This window comes from Mesopusillimonas faecipullorum (assembly GCF_020539505.1).
GTDB classification, from domain to species: Bacteria; Pseudomonadota; Gammaproteobacteria; order Burkholderiales; family Burkholderiaceae_B; genus Mesopusillimonas; species Mesopusillimonas faecipullorum.
Genome location: NZ_JACDXW010000001.1, coordinates 125,635 through 141,800, shown reverse-complemented (window position 1 = coordinate 141,800; position 16,166 = coordinate 125,635). Strand labels below are relative to the sequence as shown.

The following is a 16,166-nucleotide window of genomic DNA, read 5'->3' as shown; positions in this document are numbered from 1 at the left end:
GGCTTACCCAACGAAAGCTTATTCATGTCTTTATGACCAAAAGTATTTAGCGGTCCTATTTAGATGTTTTTAGGTTATCAGCGCTATTGACCCAGATCAATTACAGCTCAGAAGAGTACGTGCATGCTTCGCATTTGATGTATTCTGCATGCATATAAAATTCAAAGGCATTGGGGATTGCTATGGGGCCATACCGAAAACTATGGTTTACCTTGATCGGGATTCTGATCATTACGTTTTCCGTACTGGGGTTTTACGGCGGGGAAATCTATAGACAAGCGCCGCCCATACCAGAGCAGGTGGTAACGGCCAACGGTACGCCTTTATTCGGCAAAGAAACCATTCTCGATGGCCAGACCGCATGGCAGTCTGTAGGGGGCATGCAACTGGGCTCCATTTGGGGGCATGGTGCTTACCAGGCACCCGACTGGACAGCCGACTGGCTACATCGCGAGCTCACCGCTTGGCTGGAGCTTGCTGCTCAGCAAGAATACGGGAAGTCTTACCAGGAGCTCGGGCCTGAGGCACAAGTCGTATTGCGCGAACAGCTCAAGCAAGAGTACCGGGCGAATCGCACCGACGCGGCTACTGGCGTACTGACGGTGTCCGAACGTCGTGCCCAGGCCATGGCTGAAGTGGCCTCTTATTACGACAAACTCTTTTCTGCCGATCCCAGCTTGCGCAAAAGCCGCGAAAGCTTCGCCATGAAAGAGGACACCCTGCCCAGCGCCGAGCGGCGCGAGCAGTTGACGCAGTTCTTTTTCTGGACAGCGTGGGCGGCTGCTACCGAAAGACCGGGGCAGCAAGTCACCTATACCAATAACTGGCCGCACGAACCGCTGGTTGGTAATCATCCCAGCACCGAAAACGTCGTCTGGTCTATCCTCAGTGTAGTCATCTTGCTGGCAGGCCTGGGCTTTCTGATCTGGGGATGGGCTTTTCTGCGTCGTCACGACGAAGCCGCGCCAACGCCGCCGGCGCGCGACCCTCTGCTTGCCGCTGGCTTGACGCCTTCGCAGCGAGCCCTGGGCAAATACCTTTTTCTCGTTGTCGCCCTATTCGTCTTCCAGGTATTCATAGGCGGTTTCACTGCTCACTACACGGTAGAAGGGCAGCAGTTTTACGGGGTAGATGTCTCGCAATGGTTTCCTTATGCCTTGGTGCGTACCTGGCATATACAAAGCGCCTTATTCTGGATCGCTACCGGTTTTCTTGCCGTGGGTTTGTTCCTGGCACCTCTTATCTACGGTGGTAAAGATCCTGCCTATCAGAAGCTGGGCGTTGATGTCCTGTTTTGGGCTTTGGTGTTGGTGGTTGTGGGGTCTTTCATCGGCCAATACCTGGCGATTGCACAAGTCATGCCCGAGCACCTCAACTTCTGGTTGGGCCACCAGGGTTACGAATACGTAGACTTGGGTCGTTTGTGGCAAATAGGCAAATTCGCGGGTATTGCCTTCTGGCTGGTGCTGATGCTGCGAGCCATTGTTCCCGCTTTAGCCAAACCCGGCAATACCGATAAAAACCTGCTGGTTTTGCTGACCTGTTCGGTGGTTGCCATTGGTTTGTTCTACGGTGCGGGCTTTTTCTACGGTGAGCGCACCCACCTTTCGGTGATGGAGTACTGGCGCTGGTGGGTAGTGCATCTTTGGGTAGAGGGCTTTTTTGAAGTCTTTGCGACCACGGCTCTTGCATTTGTGTTTTCTACCATGGGTCTGGTCTCGCATCGTATGGCCACTGCGGCCAGCTTAGCTTCGGCGTCGCTGTTTCTGCTGGGCGGCGTGCCGGGCACTTTCCATCACTTGTACTTCTCTGGCACAACCACGCCCGTCATGGCTGTAGGCGCCAGTTTCAGTGCGCTCGAAGTCGTACCGCTGATTGTGCTGGGCTACGACGCTTGGGAAAACTGGCGTTTGGGGGACCGTGTCGATTGGATGCGCCTGCTGAAGTGGCCGCTGATGTGCTTTGTCGCCGTGGCCTTCTGGAATATGCTGGGTGCGGGCGTTTTTGGATTCATGATCAATCCGCCCATCTCCCTGTACTACATACAAGGCCTGAACACGACACCGGTGCATGCTCACACCGCCTTGTTCGGGGTGTACGGCTTTTTAGCGATAGGTTTCGTTTTGCTGGTGCTGCGTTATGTACGGCCCGACTTGCGCTTGCACGAAGGTCTGATGAAAACCGGTTTCTGGGGGCTTAACCTGGGCTTGGTGCTGATGGTCTTCACCAGCTTGCTGCCCATAGGCTTGTTGCAGTTTCACGCTAGTGTCAGTGAAGGCCTTTGGTATGCTCGTAGCGAGGCCTTCATGCAGCAAGACTTGCTGCAAACGCTGCGCTGGGTACGCACCTTCGGTGACGTAGTCTTTATCGTAGGTGCGCTGGCGGTGGCCTGGCAGGTGGTGATCGGCCTGTACACCCGCCCACGGCGTATGTAGCACCCCGGTTTCCTTGGTACCCGCCCGGCATGGGGGAAGACCTTTTGCTTGCTTTGTAATTAAAGCCGTAGTTCCTACCCATTACAATAGTGGCGTGCGGCTCAGCAAACACGCTAGGTAGATTTCTCAAAAGCCCCAATAACCTACACTGAAGTACCAAGTATGGCTGGGTTTTGTTAGGTTTTTGAGTTCCAATTGAAAGAGGGCAAGAGTGGTCAGTCAGGCGCAGAGCAAGGTAGGACAAGGGTTTAGCGAGACAGACCAAGGCTCTCCAGATACCAGCCTAGAAAATCACACCCCCATGATGCGTCAATATTTGACGCTGAAGAAGCAAGCGGGCAAGCATTTGCTGCTGTATCGCATGGGGGATTTCTACGAGCTGTTCTACGACGATGCCGAGAGAGCGGCGCGTATGCTCAACCTGACCCTGACCAAACGCGGTTCGTCAGCCGGAGAGCCCATTCCCATGGCGGGTGTGCCTTTCCATTCACTGGAAGGTTATTTGGCGCGTCTTGTGGCTTTGGGAGAATCCATCGCCATATGTGAACAGATCGGCGACCCCGCAACCAGCAAGGGGCCGGTAGAGCGCCAGATCGTGCGCTTGGTAACGCCAGGCACCCTGACGGATGATGCCTTGTTGCCGGCCAAGGCCGATCGCCTGATCGCGGCTATGTGGCATGCGCGTCTGGGGCGCGAACATAGAGTGGGCTTGGCTTGGATGAACCTGGCCAATGGCAGCTTTCAGGTAACTGAGTGCGCGCCCGAGATGCTTGAGTCCGAGCTATACCGCGTTGCCCCGGCAGAGCTGCTGCATGCCGAAAAACAGAACGTCTCCAGCCAACTGGATTGCACGCTCAGCAGTTTGCCCGACTGGCATTTCGAGCTGGACGCGGCCAATCGCCTGCTGCTTAAGCATTTCGAGATCGACTCGGTCGCCAGTTTTGGCATGGCCGATATGCCGGCAGCCACTTGCGCGGCAGGGGCATTGCTTTACTACGTCAGCCAGACTCAAAGCCAGGCGCTTAGCCACATTCAAGCCATACGTGTGGATCAGGCCGGCGAATATGTAGTGCTGGATCCAGTCACGCGTAAGAATCTAGAACTCACTCGCACCTTGTCAGGTGAAGACAGCCCCACCTTGTTCTCTACGCTTGATCACTGCCATACGCCCATGGGCAGTCGCTTGCTGCGGCATTGGTTGCACCACCCTTTGCGCGACAACGCCGAAGTGCTTGCCAGACAGCAGGCTATCGCGGCTTTGCTGGACGATGCCCAGGCAGACCCCTTACAGGTGCGCACCGGCTTGGATGCGCTTCAGCAGGTCTTGCGCCGCCTGCCCGACGTCGAACGCATTGCCACGCGTATCGCGCTGCGATCCGTGCGCCCACGCGAACTAGCCAGCTTGCGTGATGCCCTGGCACAGTTGCCGGCCTTGGTGGCGGTCTTGCAAACCTCGTTTGTGTCCACTGGGCGGCTTGAGCACTTGGCTAAGCTCTTGGTACTGCCCCAAGCCCTTTCCGATTGCCTGGCACAAGCCATTGCGCCCGAGCCTGCGCTACAGGTGCGTGATGGTGGCGTCATCGCCCAAGGTTTTGATGAAGAACTAGACACTTTGCGTCGCCTGGCCAGCGATAGCGGCGATTTTCTGCTTGAGTTGGAAGCGCGGGAACGTACACGTACCGGCATTCCCAATCTTAAGGTCGAGTACAACCGCGTCCATGGTTTTTTCATAGAAGTCAGCAAAGGGCAGGCCGACAAAGTCCCCGTGGACTACCGCCGGCGTCAAACACTGAAGAATGCCGAGCGCTTCATTACCCCAGAGCTGAAAGAGTGGGAAGACAAGGTGCTGTCGGCCAAGGATCGCAGCCTGGCCCGCGAAAAATGGTTGTTCGAGCAGGTGCTCGATGTTCTGAACCCGCACGTACCGGCCTTGTCCGAGTGCGCGCGTGCCTTGGCGCAAGTGGATGTGTTGGCCTCGCTCGCCGAACATGCGCGACGCAACGATTGGGTGGCGCCTGAACTGTCGAGCGCGCCCGAAATCACGATAGAAGCGGGGCGTCATCCGGTGGTGGAAAACAGCATAGAGCGTTTCACCCCCAACGATTGCGAGCTCACCCCTGCGCGGCGCATGTTGCTGATTACCGGGCCCAATATGGGCGGTAAGTCTACTTATATGCGGCAGGTGGCGCTGATCGCTCTGCTGGCGCGTACCGGAAGTTTCGTGCCTGCTAAACAAGCACGCATTGGTGAGCTTGATCGCATCTTTACGCGTATTGGGGCTGCTGACGATCTGGCAGGTGGACGCTCTACCTTCATGATGGAGATGACGGAAACCGCCGCCATTCTTGCCGCCAGCACCTCGCAAAGTCTGGTGTTGATGGATGAGATAGGGCGGGGCACCTCTACGTATGATGGCTTGGCCCTGGCATGGGCCATTGCGCATCGTCTGCTCTCGCATAATCTTTCGCTGACCTTGTTTGCCACGCATTACTTCGAAATCACGCGCTTGGCGGCGCAAGTCGAGGGTGCCGCCAACGTGCACTTGGCGGCGACAGACTCCGCCGGCGGCATTGTTTTCCTGCACGAAGTCCGACCAGGGCCAGCCAGCCGCAGCTATGGTATCCAGGTGGCTCAGCGCGCAGGTATTCCGGCCAGTGTGATTCGCCATGCCACCCGTGAATTGGCGCAGTTAGAGGCGCAGGGAGAATCCACGCCACAATTGGATTTGTTTTCGGCGCCACCAGTCGAAGACACTGTCGAGCCTGAAGCGTCGGTGCCAGCCCCTTCAGAGCAGCTTCAGAAGGCTTTGGCCTTGCATGAGGCGTTTGCTTCCATAGACCCCGATCAGCTCAGTCCGCGTGAGGCTCACGCTTTGCTCTACCAACTTTTACAAGACCACGCATGAACTCCCCTCAAGACAAGCTGAGCCAGCCTTTGACTTTGCTAGGCGGCATCAGCCCCCAGCGGTTTATGCGCGAGTACTGGCAGCGTAAGCCTTTGTTGATTCGCCAGGCGATTCCCGGTTTTCGACCGGCTTTGTCCATTCAAGACATCCGTCAGCTGGTGAAACGCGAAGAAGTCGAATCCAGGCTGATTTGGCGCGACGAACAAGGTTGGAATATGAAGCAAGGGCCGTTTCAGCGGCTCCCCGCCATGAAGCGCCCTGACTGGACGGTTTTGGCGCAAAGCGTGGATTTGCATGACGACCGCATGGCCGAATTGCTGCATAGGTTTCGCTTTATTGGTGATGCTCGTCTTGACGACGCCATGATCAGTATTGCCTCGGACGGCGGCGGAGTAGGGCCCCATTTCGATAGTTACGATGTCTTCCTGCTTCAGGCACATGGCAAACGTGAGTGGCGCATCAGCCAGCAGAGCGATCTGAGCCTGACGCCTGGCTTGCCCTTGAAAATACTGAAAAATTTTCAGGCGGAAGACACCTACGTGCTGGAACCGGGCGACATGCTGTATTTGCCGCCGCATGTGGCGCACGACGGAATCGCCCGGGGTGACTGCATGACCATCTCCATAGGCTTTAGAACCGCTGGACGAGCCACCTTGGCTCATGGCTTGCTTGAGGCTGCCGCAGATCAAGTGATGGCGCGTGCCGGTGAGGCAGGGGGGCTGTATGGCCACCCCGTTTTGCCCGGTGCCCGCCTTGAGGGCAACTATCACGATCGCGGTCAAAGGCCAACAGCGACACCCGCGCGCATACCCGATCAACTGATAGGTTTTGCCCTGGATGCCGTCAACAAAGTGAGGTTTGATGAAGCGCTGGCCTCGCGCTTTCTGGGTATGTGGCTGACGAATCCTCCCGAGGCGGCCTGGTTCGATCCTCCCGATGACCCGCTAGACCTTGTCGAGTACTGGCCCTTGCCTGGCCGCTTGGTGCTGGATCGGTGCACACGCATGATGTATTCAGGCAAAGCGCTCTATATCAATGGCGAGGTAGCCTCGATTGCCGCCGGCGCAGCGATGTGTAGTCTGGCAGACGAACGCGCACTGGATTGTTCGGATGCGTCCGTCAGGCGCCTGCCGATAGCAGCTCGCGAAGCCTTGAATGATTGGCTGGAGCAAGGCTGGCTGCACTACTTGGCGCCAGATAAAGACTAGGGGCTCTGCCGCACGTGACAAGTCGTGACTGCGCTGCTAAATTACTTCCCGCTCTAGCGCAAAGGTGGTGCAAAAATGGCTTACGTAAAAATTGGTGAAGACCAAGTCGAATATGAGTCTGACGGCCATGGCCCAAGATTGGTGCTGATACACGGCACGGGTGCCGATGCCCAAACCAACTGGGCGCATTTGCTTCCCGCTCTTACCCCCGCGTGGCAGGTCATCCGCCCTAATTACAGTGGGTCGGGCGGCACTCGCGACACGGCTCCGGCACTAAGCATGGCGCAGGTGGCCGGGCAAGTCTTGGGCGCCGCACGAGCGGCGGGGCCAGGCCCCTATGTGCTTGCGGGATATTCTTTAGGGGCTGCTATCGCCACTTACCTGGTCGCCGAATACCCCGAAGAGGTGCGTGCCGTGGTGTTGTTGGCGGGTTTTGCCAGTGGCGACGACACACGCCTTAAGCTGGAATTCGAGTTATGGCGCAAGCTTATCCATACTGACCGCCGCTCGTTCTCGCAAAATATCTTGCTCAGCGGCTTTAGTCCGCCCTTTGTCTCGGCAATGAGCCAGCAGCAAATTGAAGACATCCTTCAAATGATGCTGACCGGCAACGATTGGGAAGGCATGTTGCGACAGATAGAGCTGGACTTGATCGTGGACGTGACCGAGCAGGCGCGTCGCATCACCCAGCCTACCTTGGTGATTGGTTGCACCTACGATCACATGGTGCCTATCCAGCATGCCCAGGCGCTTGCCGCACTGATACCCACTGCGACGTATGCCCAGATGAATACCGGCCATCTGGCGCCCATAGAACAACCCGAAACGTTTGTGCGTTTGTTAACCGAATTTGCGGCGGGGTTGCCGGCGTAAGCTCGCGCCTGACAGCGGAGTGTCAGGCGCGTGACTCCGGCTTATTCAGCAAGTATGTAGCGGTTGCCGCCCTGGCCTTTGGCTTGGCGCAAGGCTTGGTCGGCCCGATTAAGAAGGCTGCGCGGCAATTCGCCAGGCAAGGCCAATGCCAGCCCCGCCGAACAGGTGTAACGCAGGTCGGGGCGTTCGTGCAGAGGAAGCGCTTGCGCGACGGTTTGCAGCAGCTGCGCGATGTGTTGCTCAACGATATGGGGTGGCAGATCTTCCAGCACCAACAGCAACTGAGCGCTATCCATGCGTGCAGTCAGTTCGTGTGGCCGAGCCAGGTTCTGAATATGCGTCGCCAGATGCTTGAGAACCTTGTCACCTTTGTCGTGGCCATAGGTATCGTTCAGGCGTTTAAATCGATCGATATCAAGAGCGATGGCGCTAAGAGAAGTGGCCTTGGTGGTACTGAGCCGGTTGTCTAGCCAAGACATGGCATAACGCTGATTATTCAAGCCGGTGGAAAGATCGCGTAAGGCCGCACACAGCGCGGCCTCGCGCTCTTGTTTGAAGCTGCGCCAATCATCACCTAAAGATGAGACGTCAGTCAGCACACATAACAGCCAACCATTTTCCTGGGTGGTTTCGGTAAACAGAGCCCAACGCCCGTCTTTCAGGCGGGCTTCGTAACTACGGTAAGGCATTTTCCCGCGCCGCAGTTGTGCGGCCTGCAACCAAGCTTCAAAGTCTTGTTCTGCCACGGCAATATCCATGCCTATGGCTTGTCGGTATGCTTGGCGCACCAAGGCTTCCCATTTGGGGAGCTCGTCTCGGCCTAGGCCAAGTGCTTTACGGAAGGCGGGGTTGGCAAATTGCAGTTTGTCTTGTTCGTCGAACAGGGCATAGCCTTGACGAGAAGCCAACAATAAGGGGATGAGTTGCGCTTGAAAACCCGCAGACTTGTCAGGTACTGCGGGCGAGTTTTCGGCATCTTGATCGGGGTTTTTTGGAAACGCCTTGTTTATCATCGAGAGGCTTTTCGTACGCGTCTGCGGTCGCAGTTGTCATGATGAATGATGATACTCCATAACGGTGCGCCATCAGCTAGGTACATAACCTATTTATGTAAGGGATATGACAAAAAACAGCGCTTCAGCGCACGCTGCAGGGGGCGTCAGTGGGCAGAGGCGCCGCCCCTGAACATGAAGTACACGGCACCCAGAATGCACAAGGCTGCCCACAGGTAATCCAGTTTCAGCGGCTGACGCAAATACCAGATAGAGAAGGGGGCAAAAACGCTCAAGCTGATGACCTCTTGCAGCATCTTTAACTGCGCGACGCTGTATTGCGTATGGCCGATCCGATTAGCCGGCACCTGAAACAGGTATTCCAGCAAGGCAATGCCCCAACTGGCCAAAGCCGCAATCAGCCAAGGCTTGGAATTCAACTCTTTCAAATGTGCGTACCAAGCAAACGTCATGAAGACATTAGACATAGTCAGCAGCAAGATGGTTTGAAGAAGGATGGGTGTTTTCATGGCGTGCTCCGGATGCGCCGTATTTTACGAAGCTTAGGTTCGCTGTGCCCTAAGCTTATGCCGGATGATCTTTCTGTGACCGGTTTGTTGTAAACCCGCACTATTGTTAGCTTTGCGAAGTTTGCTCTAAGGTTTCCCCCAGACTTATACACAAAAGATGTGGACAAATGCTCCGTGGCACAATGTGCAGCTTAAGTGGAGTCTGGAATCGGCATGGACAAAATGCGTTTGGACAAATGGTTGTGGGCGGCGCGTTTTTACAAGACGCGTTCGTTGGCAGCCGAGGAAGTGGGCAAGGGGCGCGTGCAAGTGAATGGGCAATCCGTTAAACCGGCAAAAGACATCGCAGTCGGTGACCTGATTGCTTTAAGCAAAGAAACGCCCGCGCAGCAGGTGCGCGTCGTGGCGTTAAGCCAGGTTCGAGGCCCTGCGCCTGCTGCCCGCTTGCTATACGAAGAAACCCCAGAAAGCCTGGCCGCTCGCGAACAGGCAGCCGAGATGCGCAGGCTGGCCCCAGAGCCGGCCTGGGACCAGAAAGCGGGCCGCCCCACCAAGCGAGACCGCCGCTTATTAAGCCGCCTGACAGGGTGATCACTACGACGGCTTTGCCTTGCTGGTCGACGCTCAAGTAGAGGTCGTGGTCAACGACCTTTGCATTTGCTGGAAAAACACGGGGGTAAGCTTATGCGGAATTTTCAAATTCGTTTCATGCAGCGCCGCGATTTGGACGTGGCTTTGCAATGGGCTGCTGACGAAGGTTGGAACCCTGGATTGCATGATGCCGACAGCTTCTACGCGGCTGACTCGCAGGGGTTTCTGGTGGGCGATCTGAACGGCAAGCCTGTTGCCTGCATAAGCGCTGTGCGCTATGGCAGCAGCTATGCCTTCTTGGGTTTGTACATCGTTAAACCCAGCCATCGTGGGCGGGGTTATGGCAAGCAGGTCATGCAGGCCGCCTTGAACCATTTAGGGGCAAGAGTCATAGGCTTGGATGGCGTTGTTGCCCAACAAGCCAATTATGGCCGGCTCGGCTTCACGGTCGCACATCGAAACATCCGCTACCAGGGCGTAGCCCAACGCTTGACTGATGAAAGCGAGGCATCGAATATCCTGCCTTTGTCGCGTTTGCCCTTTGCTTCTATTGCTCGCTATGACCAAGTGTACTTTCCGGCGGGTCGAGATGCTTTCTTGCAAGCCTGGCTCATGCAGGCGGATGCTCATGGCTTTGGTTTGATTAGGCAAGCACAGTTGGTCGGCTATGGCCTGATTCGATCGTGCCGGGTAGGGTACAAAATTGGCCCTTTGTTTGCCGATACTCCCTCAGACGCGCAGGCCTTGCTGCGCGCGCTCATGCAGTCCGTTCCCGAAAACAGCCCGGTTTTCATAGACATTCCGGAAACAAACGGGCCTGCCAAGGCATTGGCAAGCGCTTACGATATGCAACCCATCTTCGAGACGGCCCGCATGTATAAAGGCGACTTTGCCTTGCCCGATATGGCATGTATCTACGGTATTACCAGCTTGGAGCTGGGTTAAGTGCTTGTATAAAAGGGGCTTGAACCCGCTGTAAAACAAACCGCCCCTGAAGATCAGGTATAGTTTTCATAACAAAACCCGCCAAGGCTACCTACGGCTGAGTTCAGGGATTCGTGCTTCAGCAAATAGATCATAGTAGCGGGCGCTATGGCCGTGGCGACGGCTCCCACGGGTTGACGATGGCCACCCCCGTAGGCTTGAAGTCGGCCACATTGCGCGTTACTACCGCCATGCCGTGTACCAGTGCCGTAGCCGCAATCAGTGCATCACGCTCGCCGCGCTTGTCGGGTACATGCAGACGAGCGCAGCGCTGCGCCACAGCGGTGTCGATAGGCAATGTGCGCCCGGAGAACTCGGGTAGTACGTGATGCTCTAGCCATAAGCGCAGCATGGCGCCCTGGGCTGCATCTTTGCGTTCAATCGACAGAACGCCGAGCTCCAGTTCCATGATGGTGATGGCCGATACGAATAGGTCGGCGGCATCGACGCTTTCCGTCCAAGCCGCCACATTCGCATCGGCCTTGCCAAACCGCACCTTGCGCAGCTCGGACAATACGTTGGTGTCGAGCACATACATCATGAGAGGTCGGCCGGCTGGGCTGTGATAGTGACGCGCGGCGGCTCAAACTCGATGTTTTCAGCACCAGGCATTGCAAGTGCGTCGGCAATGTTGCGCCGCTGTTTCGTTAAGCGCTGATAGTCAGCGAAGCTCAACAGCACATGAGCGGGCTTGCCCCGATCCGTGATGAACACCGGGCCGTCCTTGGTGGCTTTCTTGGCTCGCGTGACGTCTTGATTCAATTCTCGGCTAGATAGGGTCGTGATGCTCATCAGGCACCTCCATTGTCATTTTGTAGGTACGTTACTACAAAAATGATTAAAAGGAAAGCTGAGCTGTCACCGTCCAGTGCAGCAAGAAAACAGCTCCAAGAACCCGAAGGCCTAAGGGGCTGTGAAACCAGCACTCACCGAAGCGGGCGTTGCTATTCGCTAGCTGTGGCGCAACGCATCAGCCGCATCCTACCCCAAGCCAGAGGCTACCCCTACAGCCTGCTACACACACTGGCACGGCAGACATGAGGAATGCAGTGGGAGACTTGTGAGGAATGGGGGAAGCGACACACTATCCAGATAGAATCGGACATCCATAAATTTTAGCGCCCCAGCCATGACCCTTATTCTTTCGCTTTGCCGCCGCGATGTTGTCATACATGGTTCAGATCGCCTTCTGACTCTGCATCCGTCAGGAGAACAGCATGACACCATCTCCAACAAAACCGTCGTCTACGAAGCATTTGATGGGGTTTTCTGTGTGGGCTACTCAGGTATTGCTTATTTGCAAAACATGCCAACCGATGAATGGTTAATTAGAAGAATACTAGAGGGAAGGAGAGAGAATTCCGTACATGAAATTATCAAAATAATCAAAAGGTCAGCGGAAAGTTTGAGTCAGAAAACCATTAACCAAGGGCAGCTAATGGTGTCCTTGGCGGGCTACAAACGGTTCTATCAGAACAGATGCTTTGGACCTTTTTTCGCTAGAATTGACAGAAAGGTCGGGCAAAAAAAGGCATCTATTGAAGGATGCGCTCCTCGATTCTTTCATGGTTTGTCTGACCTTTCTTGGCAACAACCAGGGACATCAAGAGGCATGGTTATGGATGGCCTAGGTTCCCCCATACCTCAGCAGCTTTTACACAATGACGCGGAAATAATAAAAAAACTGGTGATGTTGAGTACCAAGAGAGCATAATTGTCGATAGGATTCGGTCTGTTTCCGCTCTTGAAAACACGGTGGGAGCGAACATCCTGACCGTTACGCTCAACAGAATAAAACAGGAGATAAATATTAAATTCCATCCTGTAAACGACCATTGGGCACGAATTGAAACTCCGACGAGAATAGTTGAGGGAAACGCTCACCACACACCTTGGATTATTCTTCCTACAGTGACAAAGCTACCCACTGCGGAGATTGGGGATTTCACAATAACAGGCGGAAACTGGCCAGTAAGAGTTTATGGCGCGCCACCAAGCGGGAACCTGAAGGGGCTTTCCACATCTATCAAGCGGAAGCCAGCACCCTAGGTAATACCGACTTAGATACCAGGGGGAGCTGAGCAGATACTGCGGGGTCATTACACATATCTATAGCGTGTTTTATGATCAAAGTCAGCTATAAAGCCCAATGCTTCTTTCAAATTCTTCTTCTAAGTCTTTTTGGCTTAGCAGCTGTTTCTTACGCAACGCCGTAATCTGGATAAGGGCAGGAATAGTAGTCTTATATGAAAAAAAACAGCCCTCCGAAAAAACGGAAGGCTGTTCTTAATTAATACCCGCTTTCCATTAACCTCAATGGCAAGCGTTGTTCCAAGCGAATCAAATATTTACTAACGAAATACGAGAGGCTTGGAAGCGGCATAATTATTATCGCGCCATGATTAACGCAGCAGCGACAGCACAGTCTGCGGAACCTGGTTGGCTTGTGCCAGAACCGAGGTGCCAGCCTGTTGCAGAATCTGAGCGCGAGTCATGTTGGAGACTTCGACGGCGTAGTCGGCGTCTTCAATACGCGAGCGGGCTGCGGACAGGTTGTTGACGGTGTTATTCAGGTTGGCGATGGTGGACTCGAAACGGTTTTGGACTGCACCGAGTTCTGAGCGCAGAGAGTCAACTTGAGCCAATGCCTTGTCCAGAGTGCTCAGTGCGTCAACAGTACGATCTGTAGTAACGACAAGTGAAGAGGCTTCCGTAGCCTTAGTACCAGCGCCAGCAGCATTGAACGACAAATCATAGTACTTACCGTCTGCTTCGAGAGTGACGTAATCACCCGTGGCTGTACCATTCTGGTCGAGAATGGCACTGTACGTAGTACCACCTGTCAAAGCGATGGTTGCCCGTCCCGACTGAATGTCACCACCGTCAACGTCAACATCGTCAACATCAACAGCCGTGTCGCTAGAATCCCACCCCGTAACAGCAAGAACCCCATCGGTTACGGAAGTGGTCGTCGCCGTGTAGTAATCACCTCCGGCTTTTACTACATATCCAGAGCCGTCTTTCAATGCATAGAGACCTTCTGCCGCGATAGCTGGACTGTTGCTGTCATTAGCAATCGTGCGCGAGGTGAATGCTGCGCCAACGTTGCCGTTTGTAACGGTGGCAAGCTCAGTCTTGTTCTGAACCTGAAAATCACCAAGGCCAAGCGTTTCACTGTTGATCTGCTTCAACCCGATTGTGATGAGCTCGTTATCATTAGCGCCGACCTGAATCTGCAGATTGTTGTCGTTGCTTGCCAGTACGCGAACACCGTTGAACTGAGTCTGGCTGGAAACGCGATCAATTTCCGAAAGACGCTGATTGATTTCGTCTTGGATGGATTTCAGGTCAGAGTCTGAGTTTGTACCGTTGGCGGCTTGTACGCTCAGCTCACGAACGCGTTGCAGGTTGTTGTTGATTTCGTTCAGCGCGCCTTCAGTGGTCTGAGCGATGGAGATACCGTCGTTGGCGTTACGGCCAGCCTGGGTCAGACCCTTGATGTTAGCGCTGAAGCGGTTGGCAATAGCCTGACCCGCAGCGTCGTCCTTGGCGCTATTGATGCGCAGGCCGGAGGACAGGCGCTCGATGGCAGTGCCCAGGGCGTTTTGCGATTTGCTCAGGTTGTTCTGCGAAACCAGTGCCAGGTAGTTGGTGTTGATTACGGACATTTTGATGCTCCTGTGAGGGAAAGGCAGCGGCAGCTAGGCTGCCGGTTAACCAGGAAAACCCGTTCCGGGTGGAATCCTGGCCCTTCACCGGGGTGTTGGGCAGGCCCTGTATTTCCTGTACATGCTGGTTTACGGCAAGAGCTTGAGGAGATTTAGTGCTTGTCAGGGAGATTTGCGGTGCTGTTACAAGCAGCTTGCTGCCTGAGCAAGGCCATCTTCTCTCGCGTCAAGGGGCTTAACGGCAGCTACAGGAATTTCTTAAGCCGGCTGGTTTTCAGGTTCAGGGCCTTATCCATGCTGGATCAGCCTCTACATCCTTAGCCGTTTCATTCCTTCAAGTGCGCATAGCACACCGGCGAGCTGGGTTCACCGCCGTCGCATTCCCGGTCTTCTTCGGCCAGCGCTTCGAGCACGGCTTGGCGTAGTACCGTCAAATAAGAGTTCTGCGGGTCTCGGGTGGCGGTGAGCAATTGCAGCTCGCCTGCTCGGGCCAGTTTCATCAGGGGTATCAGGGTATCCGGCGTTTGCTGCAATTGTTGCTGGTATTGCCGGCTGAATTGCTTAGGCGAGAGCTCGCCGCTGTGCAGGCCTTTGCGCAGTGCGGTGTCGGGGCTGGCGTCGTGCAGCCACTGTATGTCTCCCAATGCTTGCTTGCGCAGGCCGCGCGGCCAGAGTCGGTCTATCAATACGCGTGCTGTATGGGCGGGGGGCGATTCTTGCGTGGCTTCTTGAACGCGGTGCAAGGTAATGACATAGGGCATAGGTGTCTCCCTGGGAAGCAGTCGGTGTTGCTTCCCGATACCTTACTACGCCTATTTAGGGTAGGCGAGTCATTCCGGGTTTGTACAATGACGCTTTCTTCGTGGTTTGAACAGGAGCACAGGCGCGTGAGGGTAAGGCGTTTTCATTTTGACCGACTGGCAGTACTGGTGGCGGTGGCGTGCGGCTTTGCCGCAGCGGCAGCAAGGGCAGACACCGTGGTGCTCGCCAACGGTGATCGACTGACGGGCCAGGTGCTGCTGATGGATGCGGGCACGCTGGTGCTGAAAACAGAATATGCCGGTGATGTGCATATTGCCTGGGATCAGGTGGCCAAGCTGGAAACCCAAGACCCCCTGGCCCTGCGCGCGGAGGGTCTGCCTATCGATTACCAGGCGCGTTTGGTGGCTTCGGGCAGCGAAGGTAAGGTCGTGCCCATAGCGCCGGGTGAGCTGCCCGCGCAGGTGGGTGTGCCGGCAGGTGCCGAGGACGTAACGGCCCCCGTGCGAGAAATCGGCTTGACGGATATTCGCCGCATTGTCAGACCGCATCCCTTCTTGCAAGACTGGTTGCTGACCGGCAACCTGGACGTTGCCCTAGACGCTACCAATGCCTCTTCGCGTAACCAAAGCTGGAGTGCGGCGGCCAACGTCAGCGCACGGCGAGGCTTATGGCGGCATGGCTTGCGACTGCATTACTTACGCAAGACGCAAGACAAAGTGGTGGGAACCAACAACTACGGCGCAGCTTATACGGTAGATAGGTTCTTCTCGCCTAAATTGTTCATGCAGGGGCGTGTGCGTTTCGAGCGCGATCATATCGTCGACCCTTCTGAACAACGTATTTTTGGCCTGGGCCCCGGTTATCAGTTTTGGGACGATGAGTTAGGGTCATTATCTATGTCGGCTCTGGTGACACGCACACGTTTCATGTATCAAGACGGCGACGATGAGCACTTTCAGTCTTTGGGCCTAAGCTGGAACTACCAGCGTTACTTCGGGGGCAGAAGCTGGCAGCTGTTTTCCAACGGGGAAGTTTACCGGGGGTTGCGCAGCGGCAAATACTACGACCTTAACGCCGAGTTGGGCCTGCGCTACAGCATGACACAGTGGATGTCGCTGTATTCCAAAGCCAGTTATAGCAGCGTGGCTAGCGGCCACCAGGGCACGTCGCGCGAAATCCGTTATTCGCTAGGGGTAGGGGTAACCTGGTAGGCTGCCT

The 16,166-nt window shown here is 55.3% G+C and carries 14 protein-coding genes; 8 read left to right on the top strand and 6 right to left on the bottom strand.

Annotation, left to right across the window (positions count from 1 at the left end; all coding sequences use genetic code 11):
* The first annotated feature begins 182 nt into the window (after window positions 1-182).
* The 4 genes from H0484_RS00635 (at window position 183) to H0484_RS00620 (ending at window position 7,421) form a co-directional block, all read left to right on the top strand.
* Window positions 183-2,435, top strand: coding sequence for a nitric-oxide reductase large subunit (locus H0484_RS00635; RefSeq protein ID WP_226952493.1), 2,253 nt, complete (start codon window positions 183-185; stop codon window positions 2,433-2,435).
* 301 nt (window positions 2,436-2,736) lie between these two features.
* Window positions 2,737-5,340, top strand: coding sequence for a DNA mismatch repair protein MutS (gene mutS, locus H0484_RS00630; protein WP_226952492.1), 2,604 nt, complete (start codon window positions 2,737-2,739; stop codon window positions 5,338-5,340).
* Entirely contained in the window at window positions 5,337-6,548 is a 1,212-nt protein-coding gene (locus H0484_RS00625) for a JmjC domain-containing protein (RefSeq protein ID WP_226952491.1), read from the top strand. The genes mutS and H0484_RS00625 overlap by 4 nt, the downstream gene beginning before the upstream one ends.
* Before the next feature lie 75 nt (window positions 6,549-6,623).
* On the top strand, window positions 6,624-7,421 hold the full coding sequence (locus H0484_RS00620; RefSeq protein ID WP_226952490.1) for an alpha/beta fold hydrolase: 798 nt from the start codon (window positions 6,624-6,626) through the stop codon (window positions 7,419-7,421).
* A gap of 41 nt (window positions 7,422-7,462) precedes the next feature.
* On the opposite strand, the gene H0484_RS00615 is transcribed toward H0484_RS00620, so the two are convergent.
* Entirely contained in the window at window positions 7,463-8,434 is a 972-nt protein-coding gene (locus H0484_RS00615; protein WP_226952489.1) for a sensor domain-containing diguanylate cyclase, read from the bottom strand.
* A 146-nt stretch (window positions 8,435-8,580) separates the two neighbouring features.
* Window positions 8,581-8,943, bottom strand: a complete 363-nt coding sequence (locus H0484_RS00610; protein ID WP_226952488.1) for a DMT family protein — start codon at window positions 8,941-8,943, stop codon at window positions 8,581-8,583.
* Window positions 8,944-9,156: 213 nt separating this feature from the next.
* On the opposite strand from H0484_RS00610, the gene H0484_RS00605 reads away from it, so the two are divergent.
* A complete protein-coding gene (locus tag H0484_RS00605) occupies window positions 9,157-9,534 on the top strand; it encodes an RNA-binding S4 domain-containing protein (RefSeq protein WP_226952487.1) in 378 nt (125 codons plus the stop codon).
* A 117-nt stretch (window positions 9,535-9,651) separates the two neighbouring features.
* A complete protein-coding gene (locus H0484_RS00600; protein WP_226952486.1) occupies window positions 9,652-10,479 on the top strand; it encodes a GNAT family N-acetyltransferase in 828 nt (275 codons plus the stop codon).
* Window positions 10,480-10,624: 145 nt separating this feature from the next.
* Here the strand turns inward: H0484_RS00600 and H0484_RS00595 are convergent, their stop codons facing one another.
* Together H0484_RS00595 and H0484_RS00590 are read right to left on the bottom strand one after the other, a co-directional pair.
* A complete protein-coding gene (locus tag H0484_RS00595; RefSeq protein WP_226952485.1) occupies window positions 10,625-11,059 on the bottom strand; it encodes a type II toxin-antitoxin system VapC family toxin in 435 nt (144 codons plus the stop codon).
* Entirely contained in the window at window positions 11,056-11,310 is a 255-nt protein-coding gene (locus H0484_RS00590; protein ID WP_226952484.1) for a type II toxin-antitoxin system Phd/YefM family antitoxin, read from the bottom strand. Before H0484_RS00590 ends, H0484_RS00595 begins: the two co-directional genes overlap by 4 nt.
* 337 nt (window positions 11,311-11,647) lie before the next feature.
* On the opposite strand from H0484_RS00590, the gene H0484_RS00585 reads away from it, so the two are divergent.
* The gene (locus H0484_RS00585; protein WP_226952483.1) at window positions 11,648-12,232 is read left to right on the top strand and encodes a hypothetical protein; all 585 of its coding nucleotides are present in this window, start codon (window positions 11,648-11,650) and stop codon (window positions 12,230-12,232) included.
* Between the two features lie 688 nt (window positions 12,233-12,920).
* Here the strand turns inward: H0484_RS00585 and H0484_RS00580 are convergent.
* Window positions 12,921-14,186, bottom strand: a complete 1,266-nt coding sequence (locus H0484_RS00580) for a FliC/FljB family flagellin (protein ID WP_226952482.1) — start codon at window positions 14,184-14,186, stop codon at window positions 12,921-12,923.
* 326 nt (window positions 14,187-14,512) lie between these two features.
* A complete protein-coding gene (locus tag H0484_RS00575) occupies window positions 14,513-14,947 on the bottom strand; it encodes a DUF488 domain-containing protein (RefSeq protein ID WP_226952481.1) in 435 nt (144 codons plus the stop codon).
* Window positions 14,948-15,073: 126 nt separating this feature from the next.
* On the opposite strand from H0484_RS00575, the gene H0484_RS00570 reads away from it, so the two are divergent.
* A complete protein-coding gene (locus H0484_RS00570; RefSeq protein WP_226952480.1) occupies window positions 15,074-16,159 on the top strand; it encodes a DUF481 domain-containing protein in 1,086 nt (361 codons plus the stop codon).
* Window positions 16,160-16,166 lie beyond the last annotated feature (7 nt).